The sequence below is a fragment of the Microbacterium sp. NPDC077644 genome (assembly GCF_040702785.1).
Classification (GTDB): domain Bacteria; phylum Actinomycetota; class Actinomycetes; order Actinomycetales; family Microbacteriaceae; genus Microbacterium.
The window spans coordinates 753,734-767,858 of the sequence record NZ_JBFBME010000002.1; the positions used below are offsets into that span (position 1 = coordinate 753,734).

Here is a 14,125-nt window from a genome sequence, read left to right on the forward strand (position 1 = left end):
GTGCTCGGAACGCGGTGCCGCGCGGGCAGGCGCCCGGGTCAGCGGATCGCGAACTGCGCGGCGTGAGCCGCCCACCCCGACTCCGCCGGGAGCGCGCGCAGCGCGGCGGTCGCGACGGCGAGCAGAACGGATGCTGCGCACAGGGCGGCGCCGACCACCAGAGTCGCCTCCCGTCCGATCAGCGACAGCCCGACCCCCGCGATGAGCGGAGCGAGCGGCATGGCGCCCATGCCGAGGACGGCCGATGCGCTGTTCGCCCGCCCGAGCATCTGGGTGGGTGTGGCCACCATGAAGTACCCCATCAGCGCGGCGTTCACGGCCGGGATGAAGAACACGATGCCGGCCAGCACGAGGGCCAGAGCCACCGGCGCATGCATCGGGATGAGGCAGAAGACGCCGACGGCTGAGACGGCGAGCCCGCCGATGATGATCGTGCCCGCGCGGACGCGCGAGACGATGAGCGGCGCGACCAGCGCTCCGGCGAGCATCGCGACTCCGGCGCCCGTGGCCAGGAACCCGATCGTCACGGGGGAGTGCCCCTGCTGCTGCAGGGCGTAGATGACGGTGGTCATCGCCGTGCTGAAGCCGAGGTTGATGATCGTGGCGACGAAGAGGGCTCCGCGCAGGTCGGGGCGCGAGAACAGCCAGCGGAACCCCGCGACGATCTCCCGCATCGCGTTCGGCTTGCCCGCGGCCACGGCGGCCGCAAGAAGGCCGGCTTCCGCGGCATCCGCGTCTGCCACCGCGCCGAATCCCAGATGATCTGCCGCGCCCGCGGCGTGTTCGCCGGCCGCGGCATCCGACGCGCCGTCAGCGTCTGGGATTCGGGACGCGACCTCGGCGTGCGTGCGGCCCGAGTGCTGCAGCATCCACGCGGTCGCCGCGGCGACGACGTGGCACACGGCCATCGCGGCGCCGATCAACCAGGTGCCTGCGGCGAGCAGCACGCCGCCCAGCGGCCCGCCGGCGAGCTGGAGAACGGCATCCCGACCCTGGTTCGCGGCCTGCGCCCGACCCATGGCGTCGTCCGGCACGATCTCCTTGAGCGCGCTCTCGCCGGCGATGTCGAACAGGCCCGTGCGGGCGGCGAGCAGGATCTCCATGACCAGCAGCGTGACGAACGTCAGCGCGTCGGTGAGTGCCAGCACTGTGAAGGCGACGGAGAGGACGACGCCGACGAGCGACCCGGTCACCATCAGGGCGATGCGGCGGTGCCGGTCGGCGAGGACGCCGCCGTAGATCGTCGTGAGCGTGCGGATCGTCATGCCGACGGCACTGATGGCGCCCGCCTGAGCGGGCTCGTTCGTGACGAACAGGGCGATGAGCGGGATCGCGAAGCCGAACAGCGCGCTCGCCAATCCCTTCGCCGTGTCGCTGACGAGCCAGGCGGCATAGCGCCCGTTGCGGATCAGGCTGTGCGGAGTGGTCGCGGTGCTCATGTCGACGATGGTAATTCCGCAATGAGAATTGCGCAATAGAAGTTGCGCAAGTTTTCTTGTGGGTAGGATTGGGCTATGACGGACGAGCAGCGAAAGCCCGTGCATCCCGACGAGCGCCACGCGACCACGGCGATGCTCAAGGCGTACTCGCATCCGCTGCGTCGGCGCATCGCGCGGGCCGTCGCCGCGCGGGGGCATGCGCGCGCCGCCGACATCGCCGCCGACCTCGACGTGCCCGCCAACAGCGTGAGCTTCCACCTGCGGGTGCTGGCGGATGCCGGGATGATCGAAGAGGATCCCGAGCACGCGCGCGACAAGCGCGACCGCGTCTGGAAGGGCGTCGAGGGAGCGTGGAACATCGGCTCTCCGGAGCATCCGGTCGAGGACGAGCTGCTCGGCGCCGCCGTGATGTCCTCTCTCGTCGAAGATCACTTCGCGATGGCCAGGCGCGTGCTGACCTGGTCGGCGGAGTACGTCTCGGGCCGGGACGCCGCACAGCACGGCACGTTCTCGCAGCGGAACCTGCGTCTCACCGAGGCGGAGTTCCGCGAGATGGAGCGGCGCATCAACGAGGTGATCACCGAGATCACCGACGCGCACGACCCCGACGATCCGGACTCGCGCTTCTGGAACCTCGACATCATCGGCGCCGACGACCAGATCTGAGCGACGTGCGTCAGCACGAACAGGGTTCGCAACTCCTCAAAGAAGGCGTGAATCGGCCCGATCGCGAAGCTGGCGTGCGCGATCGGGCCGATTCGTGAGGAGTTGTGAACATGGCGCTACGGCGTCGCCCTCCGGAACGCGAGGAACGACACGACCGAGAGCAGCGCGACCACGACCAGTCCCCACAGCGCGAGGCCCAGGGCGCCGAGATCGAGGATGCCGATCCACACCTGCTCCCACATCTCCAGGCGGGTGACGAGGAAGGCGAGCCCGACGAGGATCAGCGCCAGCGCGAGCGACGCGATGGTCAGGACGACCGGTCCCCAGCGCTTGTACACCGTCGCGCCCGTGAAGCCGACGACGAAGAAGAACAGCGCGAGCGCGAAGTAGACGATGAAGGCTCCGAGCGGGCCCGCCTCCCACAGCCACGGCAGGTGGAACACGTAGCCGTTCACGCCGTAGCCGTTCGTCAGCATCTCGATGCCGCCGCCGATGAGGAACAGCACACCCATGAAGGCGCTGGCGAGCACTGCGGTGATGAGGGTGCCGAGGAAGAACTCGCGCCGGGTGACGCTCATGGCCTGCGAGAACGGGAACGTCATCGTCATGGCCGACAGGCCCACGGCGAAGAACACCCAGAGCGGCGCCTGCCCGCCGCCGCCGTACTTGGGCTCCGACGTCGGGATCATCGCGTAGATGAGCACCGACACGAGCACGGCCGATGCGAGGACGATCAGCGGCACCCAGATGAAGGTCTGCCTGTTGATCAGCTGCAGACGGATCACGTTCAGCGTGCGGGACATCAGCGGACCTCCTGGGTGTCGGCGGCGAGCGCCTCGGCGCCGGCCTTCTGCGTGAGGCGGACGATGAGCTGCTGGAGCGAGACGGGGGCGAGATCGAGACCGGATGCCGCGACCTCCGCCCGCTCCGCACCGGAGAGGTGGCCGAGCACTGTGACGGATGCCACGTGCCCGAGCTCATCGCGGTGGAGGACCTCGCGGCCGGCGGCCCAGGCGTCGACCTTGGCCGCGTCGCCGACGACGGTCACGGCGCGATCGCGCACGGCATCCGTCTCCTCGTCCAGCAGGATGCGGCCCTTGTCGATCACGATGACGCGCTCGATGAGGTTCGCGACCTCGTCGATCAGGTGCGACGAGAGGATGATCGTGCGGGGGTGCTCGGCATAGTCCTCGATCAGGCGGTCGTAGAAGGTCTGCCGTGCGACGGCGTCGAGTCCGAGGTACGGCTCGTCGAAGAACGTCACCTCGGCCCGGGATGCCAGCCCGATGATGACGCCGACGGCCGAGAGCTGGCCGCGCGAGAGCTTCTTGATGGTCTGCTTCATGGGCAGCTGGAAGTCCTCGATGAGGCGGTCGGCGAGCGCCTGGTCCCAGTTCGCGAAGAACAGCCGCGCCGCCGTGAAGGCGTGGCGGGGTGTCGCGTCGTCGGGATACTTCTGGCTCTCGCGGACGAAGCACATCCGGCTCAGCACCCGCGGGTTCTCGTAGGGGCTCTCGCCGAACACCCGCGCCTCGCCGGAGGTGGCGAAGTTCTGTGCGGTGAGGATCGACATGAGCGTGGTCTTGCCGGCGCCGTTGCGTCCGAGTAAGCCGTAGATCGAGCCCGGCCGGATGCTGAGCGAGACGCCGGCGAGCGCCTCGGTGTCCTTGTAGCGCTTGGTGAGGTTCTGCACCTCGATGACGGCGGTCATGCGGGGTTCCCTTCTGATGCGGATGCCGCGACTGCGCGTTCACGCAGCAGGGCGGCGAGGTCGTCTGCGCCGAGCCCGAGCGTGCGGGCCTCGGCGAGCAGGGGGTCGATGTAGCGGTCGGCGAAGGCGGATCGCCGTTCGGTGAGCAGCGTCTGTCGTGCGCCGGTGGCGACGAACATGCCGATGCCGCGCTGCTTGTACAGCACGCCCTTGTCGGTGAGCATGGCGACTCCCTTGGCGGCGGTGGCGGGGTTGATGCGGTAGAAGGCGGCGAGCTCGTTGGTCGAGGGCGCCTTGGACTCCTCGGTCAGCGAACCGTCGAGGATCTGGTCCTCGATCTGCTCGGCGATCTGGATGAAGAGCGCCTTGCCTTCTTCGATCACGGTGCCTCCGCGGGTTAGGTGGTTAGTTACTCGACTAATGAACCACTAAACCCGGAGCGTGTCAACCCCTCGCGTCCCCGTGCACAACTTCGGACCCGGGGCGCGACGCGCCGGGCCGTCGCCGCGTACATCGGCGTATCGGATGCCGGATCCGAAGTTGTGCCCGGCGGGAGGAGGGAGCGGGGCGTGTCAGCCGCGGAGGTCGCGGGCGCGGAGCGCCAGGGCGGATGCCGCGGTGAGCGCCAGGGCGAGAGCCCAGGTCAGCGCGAGGCCGCCCTCGTCGACGCCCTCGGCGAGCGGCGACCGGTGGTACACCCATGCGTACGGAGACACGGCGTTCAGCCACTCGAGGTCGCTGGACTGCTTGGCGACCGCCTGCAGGATGTATCCGACGACGGCGATGCCGGCGCCGACCCCGGTCGCCCACATGCGGCGCCCGGTGAGGGCTCCGGCGAACAGCGCCGCGGATGCCGTGAGGAAGGCCAGCCCGACCAGCCCGGCGCTCGCGCCGACGATGCGAGCGGGCTCGAGATCGAGCTCGGCCGGACCGTTCAGCGCCCAGATCACGAGGCCGGCGAACACGCCCAGCCACAGCAGTCGCATGAGCACCGACAGAGCGGTCTCCAGCGCGTACGACCCGCGTCCGATGCCATGCGCTAGGTCGAGCTCGGCGCGTCCGCTCTCCTCGGCCGCGGCGAGCGACGATCCCCACATCACGGCCGCGATCGTCAGCAGCAGGAAGCCCATCAGTCCGTAGAACGTCGCCTCGGTGTATCCGGCGCCGCTGGTGATCTGGTTGTAGCCGAGGGTGTCGACGAGCTGTTCCGGCAGCGAGTCGATGAGCTGCTTCATCTGGTCGCTCGCCCCGATGCTCGGGTACAGCGGCAGGTAGAGGAAGAGGACGCCGGCGATGCCGATGGTCCAGCCCAGAAGGCTGCGCCACGATTCGCGCATGCTGCGCCGGAACACCGGCAGGATGCTAGCCACGGTCGCCCTCCTTCCCGCCGAGCCGCCGCTGTCGTCTGGTTGGAGCCGGCGGAGCAGACGACGCCGCATCCCCGTACAGGCGCAGGACGGACTCCTCCAGGTCGGGTTCTTCGACCGTCAACTCGTGCACGTCGTACTGCGCGAGAGCCTTCACGAAGGGATCGATCGCGCCCTCGACCGTCGCGGACAGCTGGACGCCGTCGGCGCCCGCGCCGGTCCCTGCGCCTGTCGAAGGGCCGGCATCCACCCCCTCGACCCCCGGTACGGTTTCGAACGCGGCTCGCGCGGCTGCGGCATCCGCACCGCCGATGCGAGCGCGAACGCGCCGCATCGACCCCAGCCGCAGCGAGGCGACGTCGCCGTCGGCGACGATGCGACCGTTCGCGAGGACAGCCACCTCGTCGGCGGTCTGCTGGATCTCGCTGAGCACGTGCGAGCTGAGCAGTACGGTCTGGCCCGCATCCCGCGCCTCCCGCACCATCGTCAGGAACTCGCGCTGCACGAGCGGGTCGAGTCCGCTCGTGGGCTCGTCGAGGATGAGCAGCTCGGGCCGGTGCATGAACGCCTGGATGAGCCCGACCTTCTGCTTGTTGCCCTTCGACAGCGTGCGCACCGGGCGGTTCAGGTCGACGCCGAGTCGGTCCGCGAGGTCGCGCGCGGTGGCCAGGACGGATGCCGAGTCGCCGGAGCTCCCCGACACCTCGGCGTAGAAGGCGAGCAGCCGGTGGCCGCTGGCGCGGCCCTCGAGATGCAGCTCGCCCGGGACGTAGCCGATCCGCCGTCGCAGCCGGGCCCCGCCGCTGCGCGGGTCCTCGCCGAGCACGCGCACCGTCCCGGACGAGGGTCGGATCACGTCGAGGAGCGTGCGCAGGGTCGTCGTCTTGCCGGCGCCGTTCGGCCCGATCAGGCCGAAGACCGTGCCGCGCCGCACGCGCAGGTCCAGTTCGTGCAGGGCGACGTTGCGCCCGTAACGCTTGTGCAGCGCAGAGACCTCGATCGTGTCGCTCATGACTCCTCCTCTCGTGAGACTGCAAGGCCGCGCCGAGACTGCGCGGCTTCGCCGCTGTCTCGGCGCGGCCTTGCAGTCTCGGTGGAGCCCATCGCCTGGCGTGTACCCTCGAGGAACACGTCGGTGGCGTAGACGCCGTGGGTGAGAAGCTCCATGGTCGGCAGCGTCGCGCGCAGGAGCCCGGCGGAGCCGAGGCCGTCCTCACCGAGTGCCCTGGCGATCTGGGTGCGCAGCACGACGTGGCCGAGCCCGAGGATCGTCACCAGCAGCGTCGTCATCTCGGGGTCGCTCATGGGCTCGAGGAGACCGGCGGATCGCTGCTCGTCGAACACGGCCCCGGTCGCGGTGAGCAGCGTGTCGAACAGGTGCGCCGCGGCAGGGGAGTCGCCGGTGAGCATGCGCCCGAGATAGTCGATGTACGGGCCGTAGCGATCGAGGTCGTGCAGGGCAGTCCGGATGCGGTCGGCGGTGGGAGCGGCGATGAGCTCGTGCTGCTCGTCGGTGAAGACGCTCACGACGTAGTCGTCGCAGGCCGTGCGCAGGGCGGCCTTGTCGCCGAAGTGGTGCACGATGAGCGCGGCGCTCACGCCGGCGTCCGCCGCGATCGTGCGCATGCTCGTGGCGTCGAATCCGTCGCGCGCGAACGCGATGATCGCGGCGTCGCGGATGCGGGCGCGGGCGGTGAGGTCATCGGCTGCTGAACGCATGTACAGCAGACTAAACAGGTGTTCAGTCGCTGTCAAGAGGCGCTGAACCTACGCTGGGGAGGTGGACTTCTCCTACGCCGCGTTGCGCCGCTTCCCCGATGTCGAGGCGCCGAATCTGCAGGCGTGGGATGCCACGGACGAGCTCCTCGTCCGCACCGCGCTCCCCGCCGGAGTCCCGGGCGACGAGATCGCCGTGATCGGCGACGAGTACGGAGCGATCACGTTGGCGCTGACGGATGCCGGCATCCGCGGTGTCCGTGTGCACCAGGACCTCGCGACCGGGCGCCGGGCGCTCGCCCGCAACGCCGAGGAGCTCGGGCTCGGTCGACCGTCCCGAATCCCGGACGATGCGGGGGAATCGCGGCGTGTCGACGAGCAGCGCGCCGACGCGAGCGCGGAGCGTCTGGGAATCGCCACCGACCGGCCGGCGTTCGTGGAGTGCGAACTCGGTCCTGCCCTGCTGACGGGCGCGTGGCTCGTGCTGCTGCAGCTGCCCAAGTCGCTCGCCGAACTCGAGGAGATCGCGGATGCCGTCGCGCGGTGGGCGGCGCCGGACGTCACGCTCATCGCCGGCGGGCGCGTGAAGCACATGACGCTGACGCAGAACGAGCTGCTCGGGAGGAGCTTCGAGACCGTGCAGCCGCAGCGCGCCGAGCGGAAGTCGCGGTTGATCATGGCGAGCGGGCCCCGGGATGCTCCGGCGGAGCCGCCCTTCCCGATGACCGCATCGCTCGTGGTTCCCGGGCTCGAGCTGCCCCTCACGGTCGTCGCGCACGGCGGGGCGTTCGCCGGAGCGAAGCTCGACATCGGCACGCGCGTGCTGCTCGAGGTGCTGGGGCGTCCGCCCCTTCGACCGCTGAGCCTGTCGAAGCGTCAGGGATCGGACTCTCCACGTCCCATAAGCGTCGTCGATCTCGGCTGCGGCACCGGCATCCTCGCCGCCACCTGCGCGCTGACGCACCCCGGCGCGCAGGTGATCGCCACCGACCGCTCGGCTGCGGCCGTGGCATCGGCTCGCGCCACGTTTGCCGCGAACGGCATCAACGCCCAAGTCATCCACGACGATGCGGGTTCGGAAATCCCCGATCAGTCCGCAGATCTCATTCTGCTGAACCCTCCGTTCCACCTTGGCGCGAGCATCCACGCGGGGGCGGCGACGAAGCTCTTCGCGGCCGCCGCCCGCATCCTCAAGCCCGGCGGCGAGCTGCTCACCGTCTACAACTCTCACCTCGGCTACAAGCCGGAACTCAGCACGCTCGTCGGGCCCACCGAGCAGCTGCACCGCACCCCCAAGTTCACCGTGACGCGCAGCATCCGACGCTGACTTCTGTCTGCTCCGCAGATTGTCGACATTAGACAAAGGTCCTCATAGTTGTTACGTTGAAATGTAGGCCTTTTGGTCTGAGACCAGTCCGCGGCCGCGTCCTTCTTTCGAATGTGCTGTGCTGCGAAGAGGCGTGGACGTATGGTCGATGTTCGTGCGGTGGGGCCGAAACCCGCCGTCAGCGCCGCCAGCGCAGCTTGTCGAAACGGTCATGCGAACATCACCCGGGCGCAAATCGAAGCGGCTTCCGAGACCCGAACAATCGGCGGCCGCGGGGGAAATGTGACCGAAACCGCACTTGAAGCGCGCCATCTGTTCAAAGTCTTCGGACGCAATCCGAAGCAGGCAGTCCAGAAGCTGAAGTCCGGAGCGTCCCGTACCGACGTGCAGGATGCCGGAACCGCTGCCGTCATCGACGCGAGCTTCACCGTCAACAAGGGCGAGATCTTCGTCATCATGGGCCTGTCCGGCTCGGGCAAGTCCACCATCATCCGCATGCTGAACGGCCTGCACGACATCACGGACGGCTCCGTCGTGGTCGGCGGCGACGAGATCGCCGGCGTCCCGGCATCCCGCCTGCGCGAGATCCGCCGCGACAACGTGTCGATGGTGTTCCAGCACTTCGCGCTGCTGCCGCACCGCACGGTCGCCGACAACGTCGCCTACCCGCTCGAGCTGAAGGGCGTCAGCAAGACCGAGCGCCGCGCGAAGGCGGACGAGGTGCTCGCGATGGTCGGGCTCGACGGCTGGGGCGACAAGCTGCCCAGCGAGCTCTCCGGCGGCATGCAGCAGCGAGTCGGCATCGCCCGTGCGCTCGCCGCAGACACCGAGATCCTGCTCATGGACGAGGCGTTCAGCGCCCTCGACCCGCTGATCCGCCGCGAGATGCAGGAGCAGCTCGTGGAGCTGCAGGAGAAGCTGCAGAAGACCATCGTCTTCATCACCCACGACCTCAACGAGGCCATGTTCCTCGGCGACCGCATCGCCGTCATGCGCGACGGCCGCATCGTGCAGATCGGCACCCCCGAGGACATCCTCACCGACCCCGCCAACGACTACGTCGAGCAGTTCGTGCAGGACGTCGACCGCGCACGCGTGCTCACGGCATCCAACGTCATGGAGCGCCCGCGCCCCGTCGTCGCCGAGTCGGGCGGCCCCCGCACGGCGCTGCGCCAGATGCGCGACGCGTACATGTCGGCCGCCTACGTCACCGGCAAGGACCGCAAGCTCCTGGGCATGGTCACCGACCGGGATGCCGTCAAGCTCGTCCGCAAGGGCGACGCCGCGCTGACGTCGATCCTGAAGCCCGTGCCTCAGTCGGTGTCCGAGGACGAGGTCCTCATGAACCTGTTCGTGCCCGCTGTCGAGTCGCCGCTGCCGCTCGCCGTGGTGGATGCCGAGGGGCGCCTCGTCGGAGTCATCCCGCGCATCACCCTGCTGGCCGCGCTCGGCCCCGGGCCGAACTCGACCGAGGAGATCACCCTGCCGCACCTGCCGGTTCCGCAGGCTGAGATCGACGCCGTGCTCGGAGAGGCGGATGCCGCCACCGGAGACGCCGCCGCGACCGAGGAGGAGGTGCGCTGATGGACGGTTTCCGCATTCCGCTCGGACAGTGGGTCGACGTCGCCGTCGATTGGGTCAAGGACAACCTCAAGGGCCTGCTCGACGTGATCTCCTTCGTCGTGAAGTTCCTCGTCGACGGGCTCACCGACATTCTGGTCGGCACGCCGCTGGTGGTCGTGATCATCATCGCAGCGCTGATCGCCTGGGCCGTCCGGTCGGTCTGGATGGCCGTCGGCACTGTCGTGCTGTTCCTGCTCATCCTCAGCATGAACCTCTGGATCCCGTCGATGCAGACGCTGGCGCTCGTGATCGTCTCGGCGCTCGTCGCCGTGCTCATCGCTATCCCGCTGGGCATCTGGTCGGCGCGCAATGCGACGGTGCGGATGATCCTCAAGCCTGTCCTCGACTTCATGCAGACGATGCCCGCCTTCGTCTACCTGATCCCGGCGATCATCTTCTTCAGCATCGGCGTCGTGCCGGGCCTGGTCGCCACCGTGATCTTCGCGCTGCCCCCCGGGGTGCGCATGACCGAGCTCGGCATCCGCGGCGTCGACTCCGAGACCGTCGAGGCCGGCCACGCGTTCGGTGCGACGCCGGGGCAGATCCTGCGCGGCATCCAGCTGCCGCTGGCGATGCCCACCATCATGGCCGGCGTCAACCAGGTCATCATGCTCGCGCTCTCGATGGCCGTCATCGCCGGCATGGCCGGCACCGACGGACTCGGCAAGCTCGTCGTCGAGGCCATCTCGACGGTGAACATCGCCAAGGGCGCCGAGGCGGGCCTCGCCATTGTGCTGCTGGCCGTCTACCTCGATCGCGTCACAGCCGCCCTGGGAACGCCGAACGAGTACCCGTCGTCATTGCTGGGGATGCTCGCGCGTCGGCGCGCGGCACAGCGCGGCGAGAAGACGGATGCTCCGTCCTCCGTCGAGTCCGACCGGGCGGCCGCCGCCGGCTTGCGGCGCGCACCCTGACCCTTGAACCCATACGAAACGCAGCAGAACATACGAAAGGAAGCACCATGAAGAAGTTCCGGCACATCACAGCCATCACAGCACTCGGCCTCACGGCATCCCTCGCCCTCGCGGGGTGCGCCACGGGCAACGACACCGCCGGAGGCGACGGCGGGGAGGAGAGCAAGGGCACCATCACGCTCGGGTTCCTCCCCTCCTGGACCGACGGCCTGAGCATGGCGTACCTGCTTCAGGACCAGTTCGAGAAGCTCGGCTACACGGTCGAGATGCAGACGCTGACCGAGGCGGGCCCGCTGTACACCGGCCTCGCCCAGGGCGACGTCGACATGTACCCGTCGGCGTGGCCCGAGGTCACCCACGCGAAGTACATGGAGGAGTACGGCGACGACCTCGAGGACCTCGGCGCGTACTACGAGAACGCCGTCCTGACGATCGCGGTGCCCAGCTACACCGACATCGACTCGATCGCCGACCTCAAGGGCAATGCCGACATGTTCGACGGCAAGATCATCGGCATCGAGCCGGGCGCCGGCCTCACCGGTGTCACGCAGGACTCGATGATCCCCACCTACGGCCTCGAGGGCGAGTACACGCTCGAGACCTCGTCGACCGCCGCCATGCTGACCGTGCTCGGCGAGGCGATCGACAACGAGGAGGACGTCGTCGTCACGCTGTGGAAGCCGTTCTGGGCCAACAGCTCGTACGACGTCAAGACGCTCGAGGACCCGGAGGGCGCCATGGGCACCCCTGAGACCCTGAACTTCATGGGTCACAAGGGCTTCGCCGAGGAGTTCCCCGAGGCCGCTGAGCTCGTCGAGCAGATCAAGCTCGACGACGCGCAGTACGGCTCGCTCGAGGACATGGTCGTGAACGAGTTCGGCGAGGGCCAGGAGGCCGACGCCGTCGACAAGTGGCTCGAGGAGAACGGCGCCCAGTTCGACTGGGTCGTCGAGTAAGCCTTCGGCTCAACCGAGCCCCGGCCGATCCGCAAGGGTCGGCCGGGGCTTCTTCGTGCCCGCGTCGCGTTTCCGCTCGGTGCGGGTGCAAGGCCTGTCCCCGGACGCGCTTGCCGACGATCATGGGCATATGGACGGGTTCGCCGCGGTCGATTTCGGCTTCGCGCGCGAGGTGCTGCAGCGGGGCATCGCGGCGCTGTACGTCGTCGCGTTCGTCTCGTCACTGAATCAGTTCCGCGCGCTGTGCGGTGAGCGCGGGCTGCTCCCGGCCCCAGAACTGCTCGACTGGGCGGGCACGTCGAAGGCGCGAAAACGGATGCTGCGCCCCACCGTCTTCACACGCATCCGCTACACCGACCGGCGGCTGGCCGCCGTGTGCTGGGCGGGGATCCTTGTCGCGGTGGCACTGATCGCCGGCATCCCGCAGCTCGCCCCGCCCTGGGTGCCGATGATCTGCTTCCTGGTGCTCTGGCTCGGCTACATGTCGATCTCGAGCATCGGGCAGACCTTCTACGGGTTCGGGTGGGAGATGCTGCTGCTCGAGGCCGGGTTCCTCGCGGCGTTCCTCGGGTCGGGCAGCGAGCCGCCGCCGACCGTCGTGATCGTGCTGTTCTGGTGGCTGGTGTTCCGGCTCGAGTTCGGCGCGGGGATGATCAAGATCCGCGGCGGGCGCGAGTGGCGCGACCTCACCGCGCTCACGTTCCACCATGAGACGCAGCCGATGCCCGGACCGCTCAGCCGTCAGGCGCATCTGCTGCCGCGGTGGTTCCACAAGGGCGAGGTGCTGGGCAACCACTTCGCGCAGCTGGTCGTGCCGTTCTTCCTGTTCGCGCCGCTGCTCGGACTCGTACCGGGCATCGGCCCGGCGCCGGCCATCGTCGGCGCAGTCGCCGGGACGATCGTCATCGCGACCCAGGTGTGGCTGGTGCTGACCGGCAACTTCGCCTGGTTGAACTGGGCCACGATCGTGATCGCGTTCTCGGCGATCGGGCTTCCGGCTGCGCGCCCATCGGCGCCGGGCATCCCCCTCTACTGGATCGTCATCACATCCGTCGTCGGCATCCTGTATCTCGCGCTCAGCTGGCCCGCGCTGCGCAACCTCTTCGCCCGTCGGCAGCTCATGAACGCGAGCTTCAACCGCTGGCAGCTCGCGAACGCCTACGGCGCGTTCGGCACCGTGACGAAGGAGCGGATCGAGATCGTCGTCGAGGGCACCCTGGCTGTCGACCCGGATGCCGGAGACTGGCGCGAGTACGAGTTCACCGGCAAGCCGGGGGACGTGCGCCGCGTTCCCCGGCAGTTCGCGCCGTACCATCTGCGGCTGGACTGGCTGATGTGGTTCCTGCCGCTCGGCCGCTCGCTCGAGGACTGGTTCACGGTGTTCCTCGTGCGGCTGCTCGAGGCGGATGCCCCGACTCTCGCGCTGCTGCGCACCGATCCGTTCGACGGCGAGCGCCCGGTCTGGGTTCGTGCTGTGTCGTACCGGTATTGCTTCACCACGCGGGAGGAGAAGCGAGAGAGCGGAGCCGTGTGGGTGCGTGACCGCCGCGGGACCGTGCTCGGCCCGATCGGGCTGCGGTGATCGGCCCCGACGGCGTGACCGCCTACGGGACGATCGAGTCGACGTAGCCGCCGTCGACCCGGACGGCGGCGCCGGTGGTCGCGGATGCCAGGGGCGAGGCGAGATATGCGACCATGTTCGCGATCTCCTCGGGCTCGATCAGTCGCTGGATCAGCGATTGCGGCCGGTGCAGGCGCATGAACTCGCGCTGCGCCTCGTCCCACGGCAGGGCGGAGTCGACGAGTTCGTACACGAACGTCTCCACGCCGCCGGTGTGCGTGGGGCCGGCGATCACCGAGTTGACGGTGACGCCGGTGCCTGCGGCATCCTTCGCGAAGCCGCGGGAGACGGCCAGCAGAGCCGTCTTCGACATGCCGTAGTGGATCATCTCGGCGGGGATGACGATCGCCGAGTCGCTGGCGATGTTCAGGATGCGGCCCCAGCCGCGCTCCTTCATGCCGGGCAGCAGCGCGCGGATCAGCCGCACCGCGACGAGGACGTTCACCTCGAAGTAGCGCCGCCACTCGTCGTCGGTGATCTCCAGCGGCGGCGTCGCGCCGAAGATGCCGAGGTTGTTGACGAGAACGTCGATGTCGCCGGTCGCGGCGATGACGGCATCCGCACCGGCCTCATCGGTGACATCGCCGGGTGCGGCGACGAGGTCGCGGGCCGGGTCCTCATCGAGGAGGGAGACGATCGTGGATGCCACGCTCTCGGCGCTGCGGCCGTTGACGGCGACGCGGGCGCCGGCATCCGCGAGCGTCGCCGCGATCGCGCGACCGATGCCCTGCGTGGATCCCGTGACGAGCGCGCTTCTGCCGCTCAGATCGATCTTCACGTCAGCT

At 69.0% G+C, this 14,125-nt stretch carries 14 protein-coding genes; 6 read left to right on the forward strand and 8 right to left on the reverse strand.

Annotated features, from left to right (window positions below; genetic code table 11):
- Positions 1-38 precede the first annotated feature (38 nt).
- A complete protein-coding gene (locus AB0269_RS10620; RefSeq protein WP_366211156.1) occupies positions 39-1,439 on the reverse strand; it encodes an MFS transporter in 1,401 nt (466 codons plus the stop codon).
- Positions 1,440-1,514: 75 nt separating this feature from the next.
- Here AB0269_RS10620 and AB0269_RS10625 point away from each other — a divergent pair, with 75 nt between their 5' ends.
- Positions 1,515-2,105, forward strand: coding sequence for a winged helix-turn-helix domain-containing protein (locus AB0269_RS10625; protein ID WP_366211157.1), 591 nt, complete (start codon positions 1,515-1,517; stop codon positions 2,103-2,105).
- Between the two features lie 116 nt (positions 2,106-2,221).
- Here AB0269_RS10625 and AB0269_RS10630 read toward each other — a convergent pair whose 3' ends face one another.
- The 6 genes from AB0269_RS10630 to AB0269_RS10655 form a co-directional block, all read right to left on the reverse strand.
- On the reverse strand, positions 2,222-2,908 hold the full coding sequence (locus AB0269_RS10630) for a hypothetical protein (protein WP_366211158.1): 687 nt from the start codon (positions 2,906-2,908) through the stop codon (positions 2,222-2,224).
- A complete protein-coding gene (locus AB0269_RS10635; RefSeq protein WP_366211159.1) occupies positions 2,908-3,816 on the reverse strand; it encodes an ABC transporter ATP-binding protein in 909 nt (302 codons plus the stop codon). Before AB0269_RS10635 ends, AB0269_RS10630 begins: the two co-directional genes overlap by 1 nt.
- On the reverse strand, positions 3,813-4,199 hold the full coding sequence (locus AB0269_RS10640; RefSeq protein ID WP_366211160.1) for a GntR family transcriptional regulator: 387 nt from the start codon (positions 4,197-4,199) through the stop codon (positions 3,813-3,815). Before AB0269_RS10640 ends, AB0269_RS10635 begins: the two co-directional genes overlap by 4 nt.
- A 189-nt stretch (positions 4,200-4,388) precedes the next feature.
- Complete coding sequence (locus tag AB0269_RS10645) at positions 4,389-5,186, reverse strand: ABC transporter permease subunit (RefSeq protein ID WP_366211161.1); 798 nt, start codon at positions 5,184-5,186, stop codon at positions 4,389-4,391.
- Entirely contained in the window at positions 5,179-6,195 is a 1,017-nt protein-coding gene (locus tag AB0269_RS10650; RefSeq protein WP_366211162.1) for an ABC transporter ATP-binding protein, read from the reverse strand. Before AB0269_RS10650 ends, AB0269_RS10645 begins: the two co-directional genes overlap by 8 nt.
- A complete protein-coding gene (locus AB0269_RS10655) occupies positions 6,192-6,902 on the reverse strand; it encodes a TetR family transcriptional regulator (RefSeq protein WP_366211163.1) in 711 nt (236 codons plus the stop codon). The genes AB0269_RS10650 and AB0269_RS10655 overlap by 4 nt, the downstream gene beginning before the upstream one ends.
- Before the next feature lie 61 nt (positions 6,903-6,963).
- On the opposite strand from AB0269_RS10655, the gene AB0269_RS10660 reads away from it, so the two are divergent.
- From AB0269_RS10660 to AB0269_RS10680, 5 genes are all read left to right on the forward strand, one after another.
- A complete protein-coding gene (locus AB0269_RS10660; RefSeq protein WP_366211164.1) occupies positions 6,964-8,226 on the forward strand; it encodes a methyltransferase in 1,263 nt (420 codons plus the stop codon).
- 282 nt (positions 8,227-8,508) lie between these two features.
- A complete protein-coding gene (locus tag AB0269_RS10665; RefSeq protein ID WP_366211165.1) occupies positions 8,509-9,810 on the forward strand; it encodes a glycine betaine/L-proline ABC transporter ATP-binding protein in 1,302 nt (433 codons plus the stop codon).
- Positions 9,810-10,763 (forward strand): proline/glycine betaine ABC transporter permease, encoded by a 954-nt coding sequence (locus tag AB0269_RS10670; RefSeq protein ID WP_366211166.1) that lies wholly within the window; start codon positions 9,810-9,812, stop codon positions 10,761-10,763. Before AB0269_RS10665 ends, AB0269_RS10670 begins: the two co-directional genes overlap by 1 nt.
- A gap of 47 nt (positions 10,764-10,810) precedes the next feature.
- On the forward strand, positions 10,811-11,719 hold the full coding sequence (locus AB0269_RS10675; RefSeq protein ID WP_366211167.1) for a glycine betaine ABC transporter substrate-binding protein: 909 nt from the start codon (positions 10,811-10,813) through the stop codon (positions 11,717-11,719).
- A 130-nt stretch (positions 11,720-11,849) separates the two neighbouring features.
- A complete protein-coding gene (locus AB0269_RS10680) occupies positions 11,850-13,301 on the forward strand; it encodes a lipase maturation factor family protein (RefSeq protein WP_366211168.1) in 1,452 nt (483 codons plus the stop codon).
- Between the two features lie 22 nt (positions 13,302-13,323).
- Here the strand turns inward: AB0269_RS10680 and AB0269_RS10685 are convergent, their stop codons facing one another.
- A complete protein-coding gene (locus tag AB0269_RS10685; RefSeq protein ID WP_366211169.1) occupies positions 13,324-14,118 on the reverse strand; it encodes an SDR family oxidoreductase in 795 nt (264 codons plus the stop codon).
- Positions 14,119-14,125 lie beyond the last annotated feature (7 nt).

Coding starts and splice junctions, on each gene's coding strand:
- AB0269_RS10620 (WP_366211156.1), bottom strand. CDS start 1,439: ATGAGCACCGCGACCACTCCGCACAGCCTGATCCGCAACGGGCGCTAT.
- AB0269_RS10625 (WP_366211157.1), top strand. CDS start 1,515: ATGACGGACGAGCAGCGAAAGCCCGTGCATCCCGACGAGCGCCACGCG.
- AB0269_RS10630 (WP_366211158.1), bottom strand. CDS start 2,908: ATGTCCCGCACGCTGAACGTGATCCGTCTGCAGCTGATCAACAGGCAG.
- AB0269_RS10635 (WP_366211159.1), bottom strand. CDS start 3,816: ATGACCGCCGTCATCGAGGTGCAGAACCTCACCAAGCGCTACAAGGAC.
- AB0269_RS10650 (WP_366211162.1), bottom strand. CDS start 6,195: ATGAGCGACACGATCGAGGTCTCTGCGCTGCACAAGCGTTACGGGCGC.
- AB0269_RS10655 (WP_366211163.1), bottom strand. CDS start 6,902: ATGCGTTCAGCAGCCGATGACCTCACCGCCCGCGCCCGCATCCGCGAC.
- AB0269_RS10670 (WP_366211166.1), top strand. CDS start 9,810: ATGGACGGTTTCCGCATTCCGCTCGGACAGTGGGTCGACGTCGCCGTC.
- AB0269_RS10675 (WP_366211167.1), top strand. CDS start 10,811: ATGAAGAAGTTCCGGCACATCACAGCCATCACAGCACTCGGCCTCACG.
- AB0269_RS10680 (WP_366211168.1), top strand. CDS start 11,850: ATGGACGGGTTCGCCGCGGTCGATTTCGGCTTCGCGCGCGAGGTGCTG.